The following is a 4,663-nucleotide window of genomic DNA, read 5'->3' as shown; positions in this document are numbered from 1 at the left end:
TGCCGTTGCGGCGCACGAGAATCTCGGCGCCGTCATGCATGCGCACCATCAGCACCGTGCCGTCCTCGTAGCCGGCGGCAAGCACGTCTTCCTTGGGATGGCAGGCCACCGCGGTGACCTTGGCCTGCAGCGGCGCCAGCATCGCCGGCTCCTTGCCCATCGGCCCGTCCTTGCCGACGAACGGCCACATGATCACCATGTCGGCACCCGAGGTCGCAAGATAGCGGCCGCCGGCGCCCCAGGCGATCGACCGCACGCGCGACGGATAGCCGGTCATCCGCATGTGCCGGTTGTCGGCGAGGCGCCAGCCATGCAGCGCCGGCTCGTGCATCGAGGTGACCAGGAATTTGTTGTCCGGGCTGAAGCTGACGCCGAGATGCGAGCCAGCCCAGGCCAGAAACTCCGGCTCCCCGGCCATGTTGGGAAACCACAAGGTGGCGCCGTTATAATGCGCGATCGCCAGCCGCAGGCCCTTGGGCGCGAACGCCAGGCCACCGACGGTGGACGGCACCTCAAGCGATTTCTCCTCGCCCTTGGGCGGGCGGACGAAGGCAGTCTTGCCGACCGACCATGCAATGGCGCCATCGCCGTGCAGAGCGACATTGTCGATCCAGCGCCGCTTCGGATCGGTCGCGAGCACGCTGGTCTCGCCCTTCTTGTCGAGCGTGACAACCTGGCCGTTGTCGCAGCCCATCAGGATGCGCGTACCGTCGGCAACATCAGACAGGATGCCGCCATTGGTGACTTCGACCTTCGCGACGGCGCCTTCGTTGTCGACGAAGGCGACGCTGTCCTCGGTGCCGACGAAGGCCGCGCGATCGCCGAGATAGTGCACGGCAGCCGCCGGCATGCCGAGCGACACAGACTTCACCTTGTCGGTGACAGAGACGATGGATGCGGCCTCGCCGCCTGGCTCGAACGAACTCATCAGGTCACGATGCAGCTTTCAAAACCTTCGCGAATGGCCCGCTCCGGCAATTCGCGACCGATGAAGACGACGCGGCTCTCGCGTTTCTCGTCCTCCTTCCACTTCCGCTGATGGTCGCCCTCCAGCATCATATGCACGCCCTGGAAGACGTAACGATCGTCGTCGCCCTGGAACGCCAGGATGCCCTTGGAGCGCAGGATCTTCTGCCCCTCGACCTGCACCAGGTTCTGCAGCCACGGCATGAACTTGCTCGGATCGAGCGGCTTGTCCGATCGCAGCGACATCGATTGCATGTCTTCGTCGTGATAGTGCTTCAGGCCGTGACCATGGTCATGACCATGATGGTGGTGATGGCCATGATCATGATCGTGGTGGTGGTCGTGATCGTGATCGTCGACCTCGAGGAAGTCGGGCTCAATCTCCAGGATGCGGTCGAGATCGAAGGCGCCGCGCTCCAGCACATCCGTGATGCCGACTTGGCAGCGCTCGGTGCGATGCAGCTTGGCATAAGGATTGATGCCGCGGATGCGCGCCTCGACCTCAGCAAGCTCGGCCTTGGAGACGAGATCGGTCTTGTTCAGCACGATGACGTCGGCGAACGCGATCTGATTCTTGGCCTCGGGCGCATCCTTCAGCCGGTCCGACAGCCACTTGGCGTCGGCCACGGTGACGACGGCATCGAGCCGCGCATTCTTCTGCACGTCCTCGTCGACGAAGAAGGTCTGCGCCACCGGCGCCGGATCGGCGAGCCCCGTGGTCTCGACGATGATGGCGTCGAACTTGCCCTTGCGCCGCATCAGGCCCTCGATGATGCGCACGAGATCGCCGCGCACCGTGCAGCAGATGCAGCCATTGTTCATCTCGAACACTTCTTCGTCGGCGCCGACGATGAGGTCGTTGTCGATGCCGATCTCGCCGAATTCGTTGACGATGACGGCGTATTTCTTGCCGTGGTCCTCGGACAGGATGCGGTTCAGAAGCGTGGTCTTGCCGGCCCCAAGATAGCCGGTCAGAACGGTCACGGGGATTTTTTGGGAGGTCGCGTCAGACATACTCACTCCGGGGAAAGGTGCTGAAACCTTCGGGAATCGTTTCGTGGCGCAACGGCCCTCGGCGTCGAGGACTAGGGAATCGAGGACTCACGGGGCAAGCGCGCTGGTCAGCGTATTTATATTGTGCCTGACCATGTCAATGTAAGTGGGTGCAGGGCCGTTTTCGTCGCTCAGGGCGTCGGAATACAGCGTTCCGCCGACCTTGGTGCCGGTCTCGCTGGCCACCCGGCCGATCAGCCTGTCGTCATTGAAATTCTCCAGGAATACCGCCGGAATCTGCGCCTGCTTGATCTGGCCGACGATCTCGGCCAGATCGCGGGCGCTGGGCTCGGTCTGGGTGGAGACGCCGAGCGGCGCGATGAACTGGATGCCATATGCGTCGGCGAAATAGCCGAACGCGTTGTGGGTCGAGATCACCTTGCGCCGCGCGGGCGGGATCTTCTCGACGTCTGCGCGAACCTCGCGGTCGAGCGCCTCGAGCGCGGCGAGATAGCGCTCCGCATTGGCCTTGAAGGCCGCGGCATCGGCGGGATCGGCCGCCTCGAACGCGGCACGGATGTTGCGGACGTAGATCATGGCATTCTTGACGGACTGCCAGGCATGCGGATCGGCGTCCGCGCCGCGCTTGAGCGGCGTGATGCCATCGCTTGCGGTCACCACCCGCGCCTTGCTGCCAGAGGCCTGTAGCAGCCGCGGCATCCAGCCCTCGAGGCCGAGCCCGTTGATGATGACGAGTTTCGCCAGGCCGACGTCGCGCGCATCATGCGGCGACGGTGTGTAGACATGCACATCGCTGTCAGGCTCGACCAGCGACGTGATCTCGACCTTGTCGCCACCGACCTGATGCGCAAAATCCGCGAGGATCGAGAAGCTCGCCACCACGTTCAGCCGCTCAGTCGCAAAGCAGGGCTGCGCGGTCAGCGCGAACGCAAGGCAGATCAGGGCGGAGCACAAACGCATGGGCAGTCTTCAGGCCTCGAGATGCCGGCGCGGAAACAGTTGCGGGACCACACCGCCGATGCGGCCGAACAGCACCGAGCCCAGATAGAGCCCCGCGGCAACCAGGATGATCGCTGGGCCGGAGGGAATGCGGGTCTGGAACGACAGCACCAGCCCGATATAACCCGAGGCGATCGCGGAGGCCACCGCGATGCAGATCATCGGCGTGATGTCGCGCGACCAGAACCGGGCGATGCCGGCGGGCAGGATCATCAGCCCGACCGCGAGCAGGGTGCCGAGCGCCTGGAAACCGCTGACGAGATTGATCACGATCAGCGCCAGGAACACCAGATGCGCCGGTGCCCCTGCCCGGCTCACGGTGCGCAGGAACAAGGGATCGACGCTCTCGATCACCAGGGGACGATAGATCACCGCGAGCACCAGCAGCGTGATGGTGGCGTTGACCGCGACCAGCAGCAGGGTCGGATCGTCCATGGCGAGGATGTTGCCGAACAGCACGTGTAGGAGATCGATGTTGGTGCCCTTCACCGAGACGATGGTGACACCGAGCGCGAGCGAGGCGAGATAGAAGGTCGCCAGCGAGGCGTCCTCCTTGACCCCGGTCGAGCGCGAGACGAGGCCGGCGAGCAGCGCCACCGCAAAGCCGGCGACGAGGCCGCCGGTCGTCATCGCGAACAGATTGAGGCCGGAGAGCAGGAAGCCGACCGCGGCGCCCGGCAGGATCGCATGCGCCATCGCGTCACCAACGAGGCTCATGCGCCGCAGCATCAGGAACACGCCGATCGGGCCGCCGCCGAGCGCAAGCGCGATCACGGCGGCGAGCGCACGGCGCATGAACTCGAATTGGGAAAACGGAGTGAGAAAAATCTGGCTGATCATCACGCCGCCCGCGACGGCCGATGTTCGGGCGCGCAGGTCCCGGCCGTGTCGTCGAAGGCCTCGCACATCCGCCGCGCGGCGAGCAGGTTCTCGGCCGTCAGCACCTCGGATGTGGCACCCCAGGCCACGGCTTCGCGCGCCAGCAGCAAGGTTTGCGGGAAATGCGCGCGCACCATCTCCATGTCGTGCAGAGCCGCCAGCACGGTGCGCCCCTCGGCATGCCAATGCGCGACCAGCGCCAGCAGATCGGCCTGGGTCTTCGCATCCATCGCGTTGAACGGCTCGTCCAACACGATGACCCGCGCATCCTGCAGCAACACCCGCGCGAACAGCAGGCGCTGCATCTGGCCGCCGGACAAGGTACCGATGCCGCGATTCTCGAAACCGGTCAGGCCGACGACGGCGATCGCTTGCGCGATTGCCTTGCGGGCTGCAGCGCCAATGCCGCCAAAGATGCCAGTCGCACGCCACAGTCCGGTGCTGACGAAATCGATCACCGAGATCGGGAAGGAGCGGTCGATATCCGCGATCTGCGGCAGATAGGCGATCGTTCGTGGCCCCAGGCCAGGGGTGACGATGCGGCCCGCGAGCGGCTTGAGCAGACCGACGACGCCGCGAAACAAGGTCGACTTGCCGGCACCGTTCGGCCCGACCACAGCGAGCAGCGCGCCGGCGTCGACCGCGCCAGAGAGATGATGCACCGCCGGATGGCGGTCATAGCCCAAAGTGACGTCCTCGAATGTCAGCTGCGCGGTCATGGCCTCACCGCATTGCCAGCCAGACGATCGCCCACAGCCCCGCGCTGACCGCTGCGGCAGCGGCCAGGCGCGCGGTGACCGGCATG

The 4,663-nt window shown here is 65.2% G+C and carries 5 protein-coding genes; all 5 read right to left on the bottom strand.

The features are described 5' to 3' along the window. On the bottom strand, positions 1-928 hold a 928-nt coding region (locus tag WA702_RS21540; RefSeq protein ID WP_425112572.1), incomplete at its 3' end, for a WD40 repeat domain-containing protein. Beyond that, positions 928-1,980: a CobW family GTP-binding protein gene (locus WA702_RS21535; RefSeq protein ID WP_425112571.1), complete on the bottom strand. Its 1,053-nt coding sequence runs from the start codon at positions 1,978-1,980 to the stop codon at positions 928-930. The genes WA702_RS21540 and WA702_RS21535, both read right to left, overlap by 1 nt. 87 nt (positions 1,981-2,067) lie before the next feature. After that, positions 2,068-2,940, bottom strand: coding sequence for a metal ABC transporter solute-binding protein, Zn/Mn family (locus WA702_RS21530; protein WP_425112570.1), 873 nt, complete (start codon positions 2,938-2,940; stop codon positions 2,068-2,070). Between the two features lie 9 nt (positions 2,941-2,949). Further along, positions 2,950-3,819 carry a metal ABC transporter permease gene (locus tag WA702_RS21525; protein WP_425112569.1) on the bottom strand — a complete coding sequence of 290 codons (870 nt, stop codon included), beginning with the start codon at positions 3,817-3,819 and terminating at the stop codon, positions 2,950-2,952. Further along, on the bottom strand, positions 3,819-4,577 hold the full coding sequence (locus WA702_RS21520) for a metal ABC transporter ATP-binding protein (RefSeq protein WP_425112568.1): 759 nt from the start codon (positions 4,575-4,577) through the stop codon (positions 3,819-3,821). The genes WA702_RS21525 and WA702_RS21520 overlap by 1 nt, the downstream gene beginning before the upstream one ends. Between the last annotated feature and the right edge of the window lie 86 nt (positions 4,578-4,663).

Origin of the sequence: Bradyrhizobium sp., assembly GCF_049798375.1 — a bacterium.
Taxonomy (GTDB): Bacteria; Pseudomonadota; Alphaproteobacteria; order Rhizobiales; family Xanthobacteraceae; genus Bradyrhizobium.
The sequence above is the reverse complement of the archived record's forward strand: the minus strand, read 5'-3'. Positions and strand labels throughout refer to the sequence as shown.

Bases quoted from the DNA above. Each gene is read 5' to 3' on its own strand.
- WA702_RS21525 (WP_425112569.1), bottom strand. From the start codon at position 3,819: ATGATCAGCCAGATTTTTCTCACTCCGTTTTCCCAATTCGAGTTCATG.
- WA702_RS21535 (WP_425112571.1), bottom strand. From the start codon at position 1,980: ATGTCTGACGCGACCTCCCAAAAAATCCCCGTGACCGTTCTGACCGGC.
- WA702_RS21520 (WP_425112568.1), bottom strand. From the start codon at position 4,577: ATGACCGCGCAGCTGACATTCGAGGACGTCACTTTGGGCTATGACCGC.
- WA702_RS21530 (WP_425112570.1), bottom strand. From the start codon at position 2,940: ATGCGTTTGTGCTCCGCCCTGATCTGCCTTGCGTTCGCGCTGACCGCG.